This is a genomic window from uncultured Tateyamaria sp. (assembly GCF_947497045.1).
Classification (GTDB): Bacteria; Pseudomonadota; Alphaproteobacteria; order Rhodobacterales; family Rhodobacteraceae; genus Tateyamaria.
Genome location: NZ_CANMEU010000004.1, coordinates 221,176 through 235,695, shown reverse-complemented (window position 1 = coordinate 235,695; position 14,520 = coordinate 221,176). Strand labels below are relative to the sequence as shown.

At 60.2% G+C, this 14,520-nt stretch carries 14 protein-coding genes; 8 read left to right on the top strand and 6 right to left on the bottom strand.

The genetic code is table 11. The annotated features are described in order from the left end of the window. Positions 1-2: 2 nt before the first annotated feature. The 3 genes from Q0859_RS10645 to Q0859_RS10635 all read right to left on the bottom strand — a co-directional run bounded on the left by Q0859_RS10645 (position 3) and on the right by Q0859_RS10635 (position 3,087). Positions 3-830 carry a carbohydrate ABC transporter permease gene (locus Q0859_RS10645; protein WP_299150816.1) on the bottom strand — a complete coding sequence of 276 codons (828 nt, stop codon included), beginning with the start codon at positions 828-830 and terminating at the stop codon, positions 3-5. Positions 831-885: 55 nt separating this feature from the next. Continuing rightward, complete coding sequence (locus Q0859_RS10640; protein ID WP_299150814.1) at positions 886-1,791, bottom strand: sugar ABC transporter permease; 906 nt, start codon at positions 1,789-1,791, stop codon at positions 886-888. A gap of 66 nt (positions 1,792-1,857) precedes the next feature. Then, positions 1,858-3,087: an ABC transporter substrate-binding protein gene (locus tag Q0859_RS10635; RefSeq protein WP_299150812.1), complete on the bottom strand. Its 1,230-nt coding sequence runs from the start codon at positions 3,085-3,087 to the stop codon at positions 1,858-1,860. Between the two features lie 187 nt (positions 3,088-3,274). On the opposite strand from Q0859_RS10635, the gene Q0859_RS10630 reads away from it, so the two are divergent. The 7 genes from Q0859_RS10630 (at position 3,275) to Q0859_RS10600 (ending at position 9,346) form a co-directional block, all read left to right on the top strand. Further along, a complete protein-coding gene (locus Q0859_RS10630; RefSeq protein ID WP_299150809.1) occupies positions 3,275-4,321 on the top strand; it encodes a LacI family transcriptional regulator in 1,047 nt (348 codons plus the stop codon). 207 nt (positions 4,322-4,528) lie between these two features. Next, complete coding sequence (locus tag Q0859_RS10625) at positions 4,529-5,467, top strand: sugar ABC transporter substrate-binding protein (RefSeq protein ID WP_299150808.1); 939 nt, start codon at positions 4,529-4,531, stop codon at positions 5,465-5,467. 84 nt (positions 5,468-5,551) lie between these two features. Beyond that, positions 5,552-6,625 carry an ABC transporter permease gene (locus Q0859_RS10620; protein ID WP_299150806.1) on the top strand — a complete coding sequence of 358 codons (1,074 nt, stop codon included), beginning with the start codon at positions 5,552-5,554 and terminating at the stop codon, positions 6,623-6,625. 12 nt (positions 6,626-6,637) lie between these two features. Further along, a complete protein-coding gene (locus tag Q0859_RS10615; RefSeq protein WP_299150804.1) occupies positions 6,638-7,411 on the top strand; it encodes an ATP-binding cassette domain-containing protein in 774 nt (257 codons plus the stop codon). A 6-nt stretch (positions 7,412-7,417) separates the two neighbouring features. After that, positions 7,418-7,621 (top strand): hypothetical protein, encoded by a 204-nt coding sequence (locus Q0859_RS10610; RefSeq protein WP_299150802.1) that lies wholly within the window; start codon positions 7,418-7,420, stop codon positions 7,619-7,621. Positions 7,622-7,624: 3 nt separating this feature from the next. Further along, positions 7,625-8,620: a LacI family DNA-binding transcriptional regulator gene (locus Q0859_RS10605; RefSeq protein WP_299150800.1), complete on the top strand. Its 996-nt coding sequence runs from the start codon at positions 7,625-7,627 to the stop codon at positions 8,618-8,620. 30 nt (positions 8,621-8,650) lie between these two features. After that, positions 8,651-9,346 (top strand): SGNH/GDSL hydrolase family protein, encoded by a 696-nt coding sequence (locus Q0859_RS10600; RefSeq protein WP_299150798.1) that lies wholly within the window; start codon positions 8,651-8,653, stop codon positions 9,344-9,346. Here the strand turns inward: Q0859_RS10600 and Q0859_RS10595 are convergent. From Q0859_RS10595 to Q0859_RS10585, 3 genes are read right to left on the bottom strand one after another with little or no spacing between them, the layout of a single operon-like run. After that, the gene (locus Q0859_RS10595; RefSeq protein ID WP_299150796.1) at positions 9,343-10,497 is read right to left on the bottom strand and encodes a Gfo/Idh/MocA family oxidoreductase; all 1,155 of its coding nucleotides are present in this window, start codon (positions 10,495-10,497) and stop codon (positions 9,343-9,345) included. The two genes, Q0859_RS10600 and Q0859_RS10595, sit on opposite strands and share 4 nt — an antisense overlap. 1 nt (position 10,498) lies before the next feature. Further along, positions 10,499-11,395 carry a TIM barrel protein gene (locus Q0859_RS10590; protein WP_299150793.1) on the bottom strand — a complete coding sequence of 299 codons (897 nt, stop codon included), beginning with the start codon at positions 11,393-11,395 and terminating at the stop codon, positions 10,499-10,501. A gap of 18 nt (positions 11,396-11,413) precedes the next feature. Continuing rightward, a complete protein-coding gene (locus Q0859_RS10585; RefSeq protein ID WP_299150791.1) occupies positions 11,414-12,529 on the bottom strand; it encodes a Gfo/Idh/MocA family oxidoreductase in 1,116 nt (371 codons plus the stop codon). Positions 12,530-12,648: 119 nt separating this feature from the next. On the opposite strand from Q0859_RS10585, the gene iolD reads away from it, so the two are divergent. Continuing rightward, entirely contained in the window at positions 12,649-14,517 is a 1,869-nt protein-coding gene (iolD, locus tag Q0859_RS10580) for a 3D-(3,5/4)-trihydroxycyclohexane-1,2-dione acylhydrolase (decyclizing) (RefSeq protein ID WP_299150788.1), read from the top strand. Positions 14,518-14,520 lie beyond the last annotated feature (3 nt).

Below are 14,520 nucleotides of genomic sequence, written 5' to 3'. Positions count from 1 at the left end.
GATCAGCCCTTTACTGCGCCAGCCGCGATGCCGCGGACAAACAGTTTGCCGGAAACGAAATAGATAGTGAGGGGGACAAGGCCCGTGAGCAGGGTCGCAGCCATATTGACGTTGTATTCCTTGACCCCCTGCACCGAGTTGACGATGTTGTTGAGTTGCACCGTCATGGGGTAGATTTCGGGACGGGTATAAATCACCCCGAACAGGAAATCGTTCCAGATACCGGTCACTTGCAGGATCATCGCGACCACGAAGATCGGCAGTGACATGGGCAGCATGATGCGGAAATAGATGCCCCAGAACCCGGCCCCATCAACGCGGGCGGCCTTGAACAGTTCTTCGGGGATGGCGCTGAAATAGTTGCGAAACAGCAGGGTCAGGATCGGCATGCCAAAGACCGTATGCACCAGAACCAGACCCCAAAGGCTGCCATAAAGCCCCATCTCGCGCAGGATGATCACGATGGGGTACAGCATGACTTGATAGGGGATGAACGCGCCGAGGATCAAGATGGTAAAGAACACATCCGCCCCCTTGAACCGCCAGTTGGCCAGCGCATAGCCGTTGATCGAGGCGATGATGATCGACAGGAACACCGACGGGATCAGGATTTGAACCGAGTTCCAGAACCCCCGGCTTAGCCCGTCGCAATTGATGCCCGTACAGGCTTCGGACCAGGCTTTGACCCAGGGCTGAAAGGTGATCTCGACCGGGGGTGAAAACACATTGCCCATACGGATTTCGGGCATGCCCTTGAGTGAGGTGACGATCATCACGTAAAGCGGCAGCGCGTAGTACATCGCCACCACAATCAGGGTGCCGTAAAGCATGATATTGCCGCGCGACAGGCGCCTGCGGGGTTTGGGGCCGCGGGGGTGGGCTGCATCAACCACGTTTCTTACCTCCGAATTCGAGGTAGGCCCACGGGATCAGAATGATGATCACGCTCACCAGCATCATGGTCGAGGCGGCAAAGCCCTGCGCCAGATTTTGCGACGCGAACATCTTGTCATAGACGTATTTGGCGGGCACTTCGGAGGCGATCCCGGGCCCGCCGGAGGTTTGCGCCACAACCAGATCATAGACTTTCACGATACCCGAGGCGATCAGCACGAGGGCGGTTACGAACACGGGGCGCATCATCGGGATGATCACCACCACATAGGTTTTCCATGTCGGGATGCCGTCAACGCGGGCGGCTTTCCATATGTCTTCGTCGATACCGCGCAGACCCGCCAGCATGATCACCATGATCAGCCCCGAGCCTTGCCAGATGCCCGCGATCAGAATCCCGAAGATCACGATGTCAGGGTTATAAAGGGGGTCGAAGGTGAACCCCTCCCAACCCCAGTTGCGCACGACCTGTTGCACGCCAAAATCAGGGTTCAAAATCCATTGCCACACCAGTCCGGTCACGATGAAGGACAGCGCGAACGGGTACAGAAGGATGGTTCGAAAGGTGTTCTCAAAGCGCACCTTGCGGTCAAGCAGGGCGGCCAGTGTGAAGCCGATCACCAGCGTCAGAACCAGTGAACACACTCCGTACCATGCGAGGTTTTCGATGGAGACAAGCCAGCGTCGCGTGCCCCACAGCCGGTCATATTGTTCGAAGCCCACAAAGTTCAGCCGGGGCAACAGCTTGGAATCGGTAAAGGAATAGAGGATGGTCCACGCGGTGCAGCCGATGAAGATCACCAGCGCCGTGGCGACCATGGGGATCGATGCGATCTTGGCATTCAGATTGCGCAACAGGCGCACAGGCCGCTTGGATGTGCCGGACGATGTGGCCATGAGACTCCCCCCTTTGGCGAAAAGTGCCAGCCCCGGAACGACGCACCGGGGCTGGCCTTGTGCCTATCAGTCAGCGTCAGCGATGATGGCCGCATAAGCCGCCTGCGCATCCGCCGCCGAATAGGAGGGATCGTTCCAGAACTCGACCATCAGGTCTTCGATCTGGCCTTGGGTGTCTGCGGACAGGACCTCGTCCCCGCTCAGCATGACGTTGCCGGCAGCAAGGATTTCGAGCCCTTTTTTCATGCAGTCATTGGCCGAGCTAAGGTCGATGTCGCCACGCACAGGCAGGGACCCTTTCTTGAGATTGAAGGCAACCTGCACCTCCTGGCTGATCATCAGCTTGGCGAGCTCTTTCTGGGCGGCGGTGATGTCAGGATCATCGCTCTTGGGGAAATAGAAGGCATCGCCCCCTGTCGAAATGACTTCGTTGACGCCGAGGCCGGGCAGGCATTCATATTCTTCACCCGCAGTTTGACCGGCGATCTGGAATTCGCCTTGGGCCCAATCGCCCATGATTTGACCGCCCGCTTCGCCGGTGATGACCATATTCGTGGCCTGGTTCCAGTCCTGAACGCGCGAGTTGGCGGCCATCTCCCGGGCTGTCACAGCCGCCTCGAAGACCTTGGCCATCTCGGGGCCAGCGGCCGCGTCCGAATCCTTGTCCACGTTGATCTTATTCCAGAGGTCCTGGCCTCCGATTGCGATGGCCATCACGCCAAACGCACCGTTGGATTGCCAAGGCTGCTGACCCATCGCGAGAGGCACCTTGCCTGCGGCCTCAAGCGCGGGGGCGGCAGCCACGAATTCATCCCAGTTGGTCGGGGTGTTGACGCCTGCATCCGCATAGGCCTTGTTGCTCAGCCAGATCCACTGCCACGAGTGGATATTGACGGGTACACAATAGATTTTGCCATCCAGCGTGCAGGCATCCAGCAAAGAGGTCGGGTTCACCACATTGGCCCAATCGCCTTCGGTCGCAATGTCGGTGAGGTCAAGCATCAGGCCCGCTTCGACCAGTTCTTCGGCCTGGCGACCATGGTTGAGCTGGGTCGCCCCCATGGGATCACCACCCAAAATACGGCTGATGATGATGGGGCGGGCGGTGCCGCCCGAGCCTGCAATGGCCCCATCGATCCACGTGTTGCCGGTCGCGTTGAAGGCGTTGGCAAATTCGGTGACGGCGGCGGCTTCGCCACCCGATGTCCACCAGTGCGTGACCTCAAGTTCGGTCGCGTGCGTCGCCCCTGCCGTTAGGAACGCGGCGGTGGTCAGCAGCTTTGAAAAAGTCTTCATTATGTGTCCTCCCTGACTACTAAATCGTTATAGAAATTGCTACAACGATTTAGATTTCGCAATCAAGCTGGAATAATGCTGTGGGTCGAATTAACGAGGTGAACAGAGACAACGGTTTGATTCCGTTGAAATACTTTATGGCGCTTGTCGCGTCGATTTATGCAATTTGTGTACGAAAGGCGCTGTGATGACCAAGTCTGGGCCGCCGGATTCGCCTGAACCCATCGCCTTGCAACCGGGCGAACGCCCCACACTCAAAACCATTGCGCGGCTGTCGGGGATGGCGGTGCCCACTGTGTCCCGCGCGCTGGCAGATGCGCCGGATATCGGGAAAGAGACCAAGGCGCGGGTGCGTGATATCGCCCGCCAGATCGGGTATCGACCCAACCGTGCGGGCGTGCGTCTGCGCACCGGGCGCACCAATGTGATCTCGCTGGTGATGTCCACCGAACATGACATGATGAACCACACCGCCCGCCTGATTTCGTCCGTGACCTCGGCGCTGCGGGGCACGCCCTATCACATGATCATCACCCCCTATTTCCCGGACGAGGACCCTATGGTTCCGATCCGGTATATCGTCGAAACCGGGTCGGCGGATGGATTGATTATCAACCAGATCGAACCCGATGATGCGCGGGTCCGGTATCTGATGGACCACAAGTTTCCCTTTGTGACTCACGGGCGCACCCAAATGGGGGCGGAGCATGCCTATTTCGACTACGACAATATGGCGTTCGGGGATCTGGCGCTGCGCGCCTTGGCCGAACGGGGGCGTCGGCACATTGCGATGCTGGCACCGCCCCGGTCGCAGACCTATGCGCAGGACATGATTGCGGGCGCGCAGGCGGCAGCCGTTGAATTGGGTGTGGACTTTCACGTGATCGAAGGGGTCGACGCCCATTGCGACAACCCTGTGATCGAGCGTGCCGTACTGCCCATGTTTCAAAACGGGCAGGTGCCTGACGGGTTGATCACGACCAGTATCGGCGCCTGCGTGACCATTGTGGCGGCTGTCGAAAGCATGGGACTGACGGTCGAGCAGGATTTTGATGTGGTTGCCAAAGAGGCGATCACCTTTCTGCGCCGGTTTCGTCCGGGCATCATCGTGGTCAAAGAGGATATTGACCGCGCCGGCACCTTTCTGGCCCGCGCCCTGATGCACCGGATTGCGCAGGGGGATGACCCGCCCATGCAGGAACTGGACGTACCGGATGCGGGAACGGTGTCCTAAGTCCCTGATTTGACGGGGCGCATTTTCGACCTGTGCTGGCGGCAAACAGACAAAGTCAGTTTTTGAATGCAACCGGTTGCAAAATGCAGCGACTCGCCTAAGATCGGCGCAGTTGCCAACCGGATATGTGCGATGGATGCGCAGATGCGGCGGGCGGCCCGGCCAAAAGAAGGGCGTGATCCGGGCACGCATTCCAGGGAGGAAACCATGAAAAAGATACTAGTCGCGAGCCTGCTCGCAACGCTGATGGGTGGCACAGCCATGGCACAGCAAATTGGTGTGTCCGTTGCACGTTTTGACGACAACGGCCTGACCGTCATGCGCAACGGCATGACCGCGCACGAGGCGACGCTGGACGGTGTCAGCCTCCAGATCGAGGACGCCACAGATGATGTGGCCAAGCAGCTTGACCAGATCAACAACTTCATCGCCAGCGGTGTGGATGCGATCATCGTGAACGCGGTTGACACCAACGCGACCGAAGCGATGAGCAATGCCGCCGCCGCTGCGGGTGTGCCCATGGTTTACGTGAACCGCCAGCCGATCAATATGGACACGCTGCCCGACGGGCAGGCCTTTGTTGCCTCCAACGAGATTGAGTCGGGCACGCTGAAAGCCTTCGAGATCTGCAAAAACCTGCGCGCCGAAGGCAAATCGGGCGGGGCGACCGCCTATCTGATGATGGGCCAGCTTTCGAACCAGGCTGCCGTGCAACGCACCAAGGATGTCGAAGACGTCATCGGTATGGACATGTGCAATTTCATCACAATCATCGACAAGCAGACGGCTGAATGGTCGCGCGACAAGGCGTCGGATCTGATGACCAACTGGCTGTCCTCGGGCGAGCCGTTCGACGCCGTGTTTGCCAATAACGACGAAATGGCAATCGGGGCCATCAACGCGATGAAGGCGGCGGGCATGTCCATGGACGAAGTGCAGGTCGGTGGCGTGGATGCTACGGCGGACGCTTTGCAAGCGATGCAGGCCGGTGATCTGGATGTTACAGTATTCCAGGACCTTGCAGGTCAGGGTGCGGGTTCCATCGACACGGCGCTCAAGCTGATTGCGGGTGAAGAGGTCGACAAGACCGTGTTCATCCCCTTCAAGCTGGTGACGCCTGATAACATTGACGAATTTGTCAACTAAGCCGCTCACGGCCAAGACACACAAGGGCGGCGGGACCGCCCTTGTGCCACGGTTTTTTCAAAGACAGATGCGGGGGATCTGACGATGTCAGACACGAGCCACGGCACCGGCGGACTGATGTTCGACAAATCCAAACGTCAATGGCCCAACGAACTCAACGTGCTTGCTGCACTGATCCTGATTATCCTAATTTTCGAGGCACTGGGTGCTTATTTCATGGGCCAGAGCCTGCTGTTTGACACCCGCGACCGGTTCGACAGCATCTTCAACGAGGCGCGCCTGCGCATCATCATCATCCAGGTTGCCATTGTCGGGATCATCGCCCTTGGGGTGACACAAGTGATCATCACGGCGGGCATCGACTTGTCCTCCGGCTCGGTTCTTGGGGCAACGGCCATGATCTGCATGAGCTTTGCGCAAGTGGGCGAAGTGAACGGCAGCCCCAATCCCAAAGCGATCTTTGGCCCGGCTTTTCTCGATCTGCCGGTGATTGTGCCGCTTTTGGTGGGGCTTGGCTGCGGCATTGCGGCCGGGATCGTCAACGGTATATTTGTCGCCTTCTTCCGCATTCCGCCCTTCATTGCGACGCTCGGCATGATGCTGTTTGCGCGCGGTGTGGCGCAGTGGTGGTCGAGCGGCAATCCGGTATCCTTTCCGACCGAAGCCTATGCGGTGATCGGGCAGGGGATGAACCCGGTGATCATCTTTCTTGGCCTGGCAGTCCTGTTTCACCTGATTATGAACTACACGATCTATGGCAAGCACACCTATGCCATCGGTTCAAACGAGGCGGCGGCGCGGATGTCGGGCATCAACGTGCCGCGCCATCTGGTGCTGGTCTATGCGATTGCGGGGATGCTGGCGGGGCTGTCCGCGGTGATCCTGACATCCAAGAACCTGACGGCGCAGTCGGGCATGGGGCTGTCTTACGAACTGGACGCCATTGCCATGGCGGTGATTGGGGGCGTGTCGCTGTTTGGCGGGCGCGGATCGATCATCGGCACCGTTATCGGGGCGCTGATCATTGGCGTCATTACCTCGGGCTTTACCTTCCTGCGCCTCGGGGCGTTCTATCAGGAAATGGTGCTGGGCTGTATCATCGTGGGTGCGGTCGCGCTTGATCAATGGCAGCAAAAGCGTGCTGCGGCGCGGGCTTGAGGGGGATTTACGATGTCGGACATCATTCTGGAAACCAGGGGCCTGACCAAACATTACGGTGGGGTGCACGCGCTTGAAAATGCGAATTTCACGCTGAACAAGGGCGAACATGTCGCGATCATGGGCGATAACGGGGCCGGCAAGTCGACCTTTGTGCGCCAGATCACCGGGGTTGAACAGCGCACCCGTGGCACCGTCATGTTCGATGGGCAAGAGGTGCATTTTGCAGGCCCGCTTGATGCGCGCGAGGCGGGGATTGAAACAGTGTTCCAGACCCTCGCGCTGGCCGATGATCTGAATGTGCCTGACAATCTGTTTCTGGGGCGGGAAAAGACCAAGCTCAACTTTCTGGGGCCTTTCCGCTTGCTGGACTACAAGGGGATGCGTGAGGAAACACTCGCGGGCCTCGACAAGACGGGCGTGAAAATTCCCAACATCAAGAACACCATTGCCCATATGTCGGGCGGTCAACGCCAATGCGTCGCCATCGCGCGCACTGCCACGTTTGCCTCCAAACTGACCATCATGGACGAACCGACCGCCGCCCTTGGCGTGCAGGAAACGGCGCAGGTTGAAAACATCATCCGCACCCTCAAGGATCAGGGTGAACCACTGATCCTTGTCAGCCACAACATGCGCCAAGTGTTTGACTTGGTCGACCGGATCGTGGTTTTCCGACGCGGGCGCATTTGTGCGAACCTGAGGAAAGAGGACACCGATGGGCAAGACGTTGTCGCCTATATCACCGGCGCAAAAACCCAAGAGGGGTACGAGGACGCCGCCTGAGGTCCCATGCGCCCGCTGATCAACTTTGACCACGCGTTCTTTGCGCGTCCCAGTCGCCGCTATCTGACGGTGGCCGTTTGCGCGGCGTGGGGGCTGTTTGAACTGTCAACGGGGGCGGTGTTCTGGGCTGTGATCTTTCTGGGGCTGGCGGGGCTGGCGCAGTGGCGGTTCATGCAGATCGACTGGACCAAATACGACGGCGGGTCCTGAGCCATGGCGGTGACTCTCAAGGATGTGGCCACCCGTGCGGGCGTATCCCGCTCGGCGGTGTCGCGCTGTTTCACGCCGGGGGCCTCCATCAGCGGCAAAACCCGACAAAAGGTCGAAAAGGCCGCGACCGAGTTGGGCTACAGCCCCAATGCGCTCGCCTCGTCCCTCACCACCGGGCGCACCAAGCTGGTGGGCGTTGTGTCCAACAACTTCCATAACCCGATTTTCCTCGAAGTCTTTGATCTGGTCACCCGCGAATTGCAAAAACGCGGCCTGCGCCCGCTTTTGGTGAACCTGTCGGATGAAACCGATCCCTCGCAGTCAATGCGGATGTTGCAACAATATTCTGTGGATGCGGTCATCGTCGCATCCTCGACCCTGCCGGTCAGCTTTGCGGAGAGTTTCCAGGAGGCAGGCATGCGAGTGGTCCACTCCTTTGGGCGGCTCACCGACACGCCCCGTATCAATGTGCTGGGGATCGACAATTGCGAGGCCGGTCGGATTGCGGCGCGCGAGTTGCTCAAGCGTGGCTATCGCCGGGTCGGGTTTCTGGCGGGGCCGCTGTCAGCCACATCAACGCGCGACCGTCACACCGGCTTTGCCGAAGAGTTGGGGCGGCATGCGGACGTGTCCCTGTCGGTGTCCTATGCCACTGCCTATTCCTTTGATGCGGGCCGGGCCGAGATGACGCGCCTGCTCGCCATGGGTCCGGCAGAGGCGTATTTCTGCGGCGATGATGTTCTGTCGATCGGTGCATTGTCGGCCATTCGCGACGCCGGCCTGTCGGTGCCGGATGACGTGGGGATCATCGGGCTCAACAACATGGAAATGGCCGGGTGGGAGCTGATCAACCTCACCACCATTCACAACCCCATCGACGATATCGTGCGCGCCTCGGTCGATCTGGTCGAGGCGATGTTGGACGGAACCGAAACGACTGCCCAGTCTCTGAGCTTTGAGTGCCACGTGGTCGAGCGGGGGACGTTGCGTGCGCTTTAACCCCTCTGCGGATGGGTGATAACAGACACCATGTCGATCACATCCATCGCCTTGTTTCCGATCTATGTACCGCAAGCCTTTTGGGTTGCGGCGCGTGCGTCCCGCCTGCCCGAAGCGCCCGGTGCGCGACGGGGCCAGTGCGGACAGGGTGATCTGAAACGCCTGATGGTGCTGGGGGACAGTTCGGCGGCAGGGGTGGGCGTGAGTGACCAAAGCCTCGCTCTTGGTGGGCAATTAAGTTCGGAATTGGCCCACCATCACCGCGTTGACTGGCAGGTGGTGGCCAGGTCGGGGGGCACCACGGCCAGCACATTGCAGATGATCAAGGATGTGCCCGCACAACAGCTGGATTTCGTGGTCATCGCGCTCGGGGTTAACGACGTCAAGAATGGGGTGTCTCTGCGCGCATGGGCGGATCGCTATGCCCGGCTGCTGGACCTCATCGACGACAAATTCGCGCCACAGCGTGTCTGCGTGTCAGGGGTGCCGCCCATCCGGGACTTCCCGATCCTGCCTTGGCCCTTGAACGCGGTATTGGGCGCGCGTGCGGAAGCCTTTGATGCCAAACTGCGTGCCCTGTGCACAGCGCGGGCAACCGCGCATCATCTGCCATCGGATTTCATGCTTGATGCGGCGGAGATGGCACCAGACAATTTTCATCCGGGTCCTAGACTACATCGGGCCTGGGCGGTTGAAGTGGCCAAAACACTTCGTGCGGATTCCTAGCGGAACATCGGCGGTCGTGCATCCAGCCACACGCCATTCTGCTTGCCTGACTCCGCCACCGCAAACACCGCCGCCATCGACCGCACCCCATCCTCGGCGCGCGGATAAAGGTTGGCAGCCGGGTTCATCAACCGCCCCTCCTTGCGCGCGCTGATCGCTTCGGCGAGATCGGTGTAGATATTGGCAAAGGCCAGCGGCATCCCTTCGGCGTGTCCAATGGTGACGCGGGTGGTGCGGTCGGCTTCGGGTGACAGGCTCGCCTCGCCCCGTTCGATCACCTGCAAGCGCTCATTCAATGGCATGTAATACAGCTGATTGGGGTGTTCCTGGGACCAGCGCAGCCCACCTATCTCGCCAAAGACCTGAATGCCAAGCCCATGTTGCCGCCCTATGGCCACCGACGAGGTCCAGAGCCGCCCGACCGCGCCGCCATCCATGCGGAAGTTGACCATCGCATCATCCTCAAGCGTGCGCACATCGATGCAAGATACGGTATCAGCGGACAGTTTTTCGACCTCTTGGCCGGTCACAAAAGACGCCATGTGCAAGGCATGGATGCCGCAATCAGCGAATTGGGCTGACACCCCCGCCTGCGCGGGATCGTAGCGCCAACGCACGCGCGGATTGTCCGCATCTGTGGCATCCGCGTGATGCCCGTGGGCAAATTCGGCCACGACAAGGCGCACCTTGCCGATGTCCCCCCGCGCCACCATCGCGCGCATGTGACGCACGAGGGAGTAACCGGAATAGCCGTAATTCACCGCGCAGATATTGCCGGTTTTCCTGGCGATTTCGACAATTTCCTGCCCTTCCTCGACCGTCATGGTCATCGGCTTTTCGCACAGCACGTGGAACCCTTTTTCAAGGAAGGCTTTCGTGATCTCGAAGTGGGTCGCGTTGGGGGTGGCGACGGTGACCAGATCGACGCGGTCATCGCGCTTGGCCTCGCCTTCAAGCATGTCCTGCCACGCGCCATAGGCACGATCCCCAAGGCCAAGGCGACGACCATAGTCGCGCCCCTGATCGGCGCGGTGATCCAGTGCACCGGCAGAAAATTCGAACAACCCGTCAAGGCCCGCCCCAAGGCGGTGCGCCGGTCCGATCTGGCTGCCTTGACCGCCGCCGATCATGCCCCATTTCAACTTTGCCATATCAGGTCCCCTCAAAACCGATGGATTGCAGGTAGGTGCGGTTCAGCTTTGCATCATCGATGGGCGAAGTGTCGCCCGCAGGATCGCAATCCTGTTCGACCGTGCACCAGCCCTGAAACCCATTGTCGAGCAACGCCTGACGCACCGCCGGAAAATCCACGTCTCCGTCGCCCAGATTGCAGAAAATGCCATCGCCGCAGGCTTCGTAGAAGTCGGTGCGGTTCGCAACGACTTTGGCTTTGACGGTTGGGTCGATATCCTTGAAATGCATGTAGCTGATGCGGCTTATGTGGCGCTGCATGAAGGCGACGGGGTCAAACCCGGCATAGGAATGGTGTCCGGTATCAAAGCAGATTTTCAGGATGCTTTCGTCCACCTCATCCAGCAGCCGCTCAAGTTCCGGTTCAAAGTCCATAAAGCCCGCGGCATGGGCGTGGATGCCGACTGTCAGCCCGTATTCTTCAGCGCCCAAGCGCGCGATGGTGGCGATCCGGTCGCGAAAACCGGCCCATTCGGCTGCGTCCATCTGCTCGGCCTCAGAGGCGCGGCCCGCGGTGGGTGCGCGGCGGGGCGAGATGCTGTCGATCAGCACCATATGCTGTGCGCCGTGGGCCTTGAGGGCGCGGGCCGTGCGCACGCTTGCGTCCATCACCTCGTCCCATTTGGACGCATCGTGGAAGGGGCGAAAAACGACGCCACCGACCAGTTCCTGCCCGTATTCCTCAAGCGCGTCACCAAGCACGGCAGGGTCCTCGGGCATGAATCCGATGGGGCCAAGTTCGATCCCTCCATAGCCTGCATCCGCATTTTCCTGCAGCACCTTGCGCCAGCTTGGATTGCGCGGATCATCTGCAAATTCCACACCCCAGGAACAGGGGGCATTGCCGATCTTGATCATAGTGATTTGCCTTATCTTTCAGTAATCTGCAACGGACACCCACGCACTCGCGCGGGAAGAGGCGAGGGCCGCGGCGACCACCTGATTGACGGCCAGCCCTTCCTCGAATGTGGGCCAGACAGGGGCACCTGAGTGTATCGCGGTCAGGAAATCCTTGGCCTCGATGATGATCTGATCCTGATAGCCGGTGCCGTGCCCGGGGCCCTGACAAAAGGGCAGATAATCGGGATGGGCGGGCCCGGTCAGGATCTTGCGAAAGCCGCGTTCGGCTTCGGGCACATCGGTGGTATAAAGCCAAAGCGCGTTCTGGTCTTCGCCATCAAAACGGATCGCACCATGGGTGCCGTAGATGTCATAGGCATAGCCCATCTTGCGCCCTGTCGCGACACGGCTGATGAACATGCTGCCCCGTACACCAGAGGTAAATTCCAGTTGCAAATGGGCCTGGTCGTCATTGGTCACCGCCACGCCGCCACGGGTCGCATGCACCGTCTCGACAACCGCGTGCAGGCGCGCAATCGGCCCCATCAGCGCGTGTGCACAATTGATTGGGTGCGGGGCCAGATCGCCCATGCAGCCATTTGCATCACCCGCGGTGCGCCACGAGGCGGGGGCCTCTGGATCAGCGAGAAAATCCTCGGTCATTTCACCCCGAAAGGAGGTCACGGTGCCAATCCGCCCCTCGGCCAGCAATTGACGGGCGAACTGCGTGGCGGGGGTGCGCACATAGTTGAACCCGATCATGTTTGCGACCCCGGCCTTTGCGGCGGCCGCCACCATTTCGCGGGCCGCATCGGGCGTTTCAGCCAGTGGTTTTTCGCAGAACACGGGTTTGCCAAGCGCGAAGGCCGCCAGCGCGATGTCGCGATGTGTGTCCTGCGGAGAGGCGATGACAACCGCCTCGACCTTCGGATCATTGACCAATGCCTGCCAGTCATCGGTGCAGCGGGCAAATCCATATCCGGTGCGGTAGCGTTCGGCCGATGCGCTACTGGTCGCACAGACCATCTCAAGCCGGGGGCGCAGGGCCGTGTCAAACAGGGTCGCAACCACGCTGTAGGCCGCAGCATGGGCCTTGCCCATATAGCCGCCTCCGACGATTCCAATCCCGATGTCCGTTCCCGTTTCGGGCATCTGCGATCCTTCCTGAAAAAGTATTTGCAACCGGTTGCAAGATTGGTATCGTCATTGCAACACAGCGGTCAATACAGAATCGTCGTTACAGCAATTCGCGTGATCTTGGGAGGGATAGAATGACTGATGTGGGCACCGTGCGCCTGACAACGGCGCAGGCAATCATCCGCTATCTTGACGCGCAATTCATCGAGATTGACGGGGTTGAATGGCGGCTGTGTGGCGGGGGTTTTGGCATCTTTGGCCATGGCAACGTCACCTGTCTGGGTGAGGCGCTTTATGATCACCGTGATACGCTGCCTTTATATCGCGGCCAGAACGAGCAGGGGATGGGGTTTGCCGCTGCCGGTTATGCCAAACAGTGGTTGCGCCGCCGATTCATGTTCTGCACCGCCTCTGCGGGGCCGGGCACGGCGAACCTGCTGACGGCTGCGGCTCTTGCTCATGCCAACCGCCTGCCCATGCTGATGCTGTGTGGCGATACGTTCATCACCCGGTTGCCGGACCCGGTCTTGCAACAGCTTGAACATTTTGGCGATCCAACCTTCGGGGTGAACGACGCGTTCAAACCCGTCAGCCGTTATTGGGACCGGATCACGCACCCGGCCCAGATCATCCAGTCGCTGCCAAATGCGATTGCGACGATGCTGGACCCTGCCGATTGCGGGCCAGCCTTTCTGGGGCTGCCACAGGATGTGCAGGGCTGGGCCTATGACTATCCGACCGCCATGTTCGAGCGCAAAGTACACCGCATCCGCCGTCAGGCCCCCGATATCGCCGAAGTTGCCGAGGCAGTTGCCGCCCTGCGCACCGCCAGACGCCCCATGATCATCGCAGGCGGTGGCGTGCAGTATTCGGGGGCCGTTGCCGAACTCACGGCCTTTGCCGAAGCACATAATATCCCCGTCGTGGAGACCATCGCGGGCCGGGCCAATATGCTCGACACCCATCCGCTGAACATCGGGCCGATCGGGGTCACAGGATCTGACAGCGCCAATGCGGTTGCCGAGAAGGCGGATGTGATCCTGTCGGTGGGCTGCCGCTTGCAGGATTTTACCACCGGGTCCTGGACGGCCTTCGCGCGGGATGCGCAGATCATTGGCCTCAATGCAGGTCGGCACGATGCGGGCAAGCACCGCTCGCTACCCGTGGTGGGGGACGCCAGGCTGGGGCTGGCCGCGTTGACCGATGCGATGACCGGCTATGCGGCACCACCGGACTGGACGAAGTTTGCCCAGGACGTGCGCGCAAAATGGACGGCATACGTGGCCGGGAATGTAGCACCCGGCAATCGCCCTAACTCTTATGCGCAAGCCATCGGGGCGGTAAACGCCGCCTGCGATCCGCGCGATCGGGTGGTGGCAGCGGCAGGGGGATTGCCTGCCGAAGTGACCGCGAACTGGCGCACGCTGGACGTCGGAACCGTGGATGTGGAATTCGGCTTTTCCTGTATGGGCTACGAGATCGCGGGCGCGTGGGGCGCGCGCATCGCCCAGGCCGAACGGGAACCGGACGCAGACACCATCACGTTCTGCGGTGACGGATCGTACCTCTTGATGAACTCCGACATCTATTCCTCGGTCCTGACACGCAAGAAGCTGATCGTGCTGGTGCTCGACAATGGTGGCTTTGCGGTGATCAACAAGTTGCAGAACAACACCGGCAACGAGAGCTTCAACAACCTGCTGAGCGATGCGCCCACCATCCCCAAAGCCTTTGCCATCGATTTCGAAGCGCATGCGGCGGCCATGGGTGCCACCGCCGAGACGGTCGAGAATGCGGCCGACTTGGGCGCAGCATTTCAGCGGGCCAAGGCCAGCGACAAGACCTATGTGATCTGCATGAAGGTCGATGCGTTCGAGGGTTGGACGACCGAAGGCCACACATGGTGGGAGGTCGGCACGCCTCACATCACCGACAACGCCAGGGTCGCCGCCGCCCACACCGATCAGGAAGCCTCCCGATCCAAGCAGCGTAAGGGGGTCTGAGAC

What these genes read in the sequence shown, in the direction of transcription:
- Q0859_RS10605 (WP_299150800.1), top strand. Translation starts at nt 7,625, where the DNA reads ATGGCGGTGACTCTCAAGGATGTGGCCACCCGTGCGGGCGTATCCCGC.
- Q0859_RS10625 (WP_299150808.1), top strand. Translation starts at nt 4,529, where the DNA reads ATGAAAAAGATACTAGTCGCGAGCCTGCTCGCAACGCTGATGGGTGGC.
- Q0859_RS10610 (WP_299150802.1), top strand. Translation starts at nt 7,418, where the DNA reads ATGCGCCCGCTGATCAACTTTGACCACGCGTTCTTTGCGCGTCCCAGT.
- Q0859_RS10595 (WP_299150796.1), bottom strand. Translation starts at nt 10,497, where the DNA reads ATGGCAAAGTTGAAATGGGGCATGATCGGCGGCGGTCAAGGCAGCCAG.
- Q0859_RS10585 (WP_299150791.1), bottom strand. Translation starts at nt 12,529, where the DNA reads ATGCCCGAAACGGGAACGGACATCGGGATTGGAATCGTCGGAGGCGGC.
- Q0859_RS10615 (WP_299150804.1), top strand. Translation starts at nt 6,638, where the DNA reads ATGTCGGACATCATTCTGGAAACCAGGGGCCTGACCAAACATTACGGT.
- Q0859_RS10620 (WP_299150806.1), top strand. Translation starts at nt 5,552, where the DNA reads ATGTCAGACACGAGCCACGGCACCGGCGGACTGATGTTCGACAAATCC.
- Q0859_RS10635 (WP_299150812.1), bottom strand. Translation starts at nt 3,087, where the DNA reads ATGAAGACTTTTTCAAAGCTGCTGACCACCGCCGCGTTCCTAACGGCA.
- Q0859_RS10640 (WP_299150814.1), bottom strand. Translation starts at nt 1,791, where the DNA reads ATGGCCACATCGTCCGGCACATCCAAGCGGCCTGTGCGCCTGTTGCGC.
- Q0859_RS10630 (WP_299150809.1), top strand. Translation starts at nt 3,275, where the DNA reads ATGACCAAGTCTGGGCCGCCGGATTCGCCTGAACCCATCGCCTTGCAA.
- Q0859_RS10600 (WP_299150798.1), top strand. Translation starts at nt 8,651, where the DNA reads ATGTCGATCACATCCATCGCCTTGTTTCCGATCTATGTACCGCAAGCC.
- iolD (WP_299150788.1), top strand. Translation starts at nt 12,649, where the DNA reads ATGACTGATGTGGGCACCGTGCGCCTGACAACGGCGCAGGCAATCATC.
- Q0859_RS10645 (WP_299150816.1), bottom strand. Translation starts at nt 830, where the DNA reads ATGCTTTACGGCACCCTGATTGTGGTGGCGATGTACTACGCGCTGCCG.
- Q0859_RS10590 (WP_299150793.1), bottom strand. Translation starts at nt 11,395, where the DNA reads ATGATCAAGATCGGCAATGCCCCCTGTTCCTGGGGTGTGGAATTTGCA.